The organism is Bacillus sp. SIMBA_074 (assembly GCF_046534555.1).
Classification (GTDB): Bacteria; Bacillota; Bacilli; order Bacillales; family Bacillaceae_G; genus Bacillus_A; species Bacillus_A mycoides.
On the sequence record NZ_JAWRYM010001363.1, the window covers coordinates 1 to 229 of the forward strand.

Annotated in this window: 1 protein-coding gene; it reads left to right on the forward strand. The window is 38.9% G+C overall.

The window, feature by feature from the left end:
- Window positions 1–229 (forward strand): hypothetical protein (locus SB773_RS35150; protein ID WP_410595236.1); only part of this gene is annotated, 229 nt, incomplete at both ends.

Genomic DNA, 229 nt, shown 5'->3' on the forward strand with positions numbered 1-229 from the left:
GCCGTCTATTTTAGTCGCTATTTGGAATCATCCCGATAAACAGTACATTGCGGTTCAAAAGAGAACAACAGCATTTGCTAAATGTGAAACTGTTGCTCGGTTGATACTTGAAAAATTAGAACCTCAACTAACGCACTTTCATTTGCGAGCGATTTACGAACCATTGTTTGAGAAGCAGCAGTTTTGGACGTTGTTGAAAAAATACCGTGGTAAGGTGAAATCTGTAGAT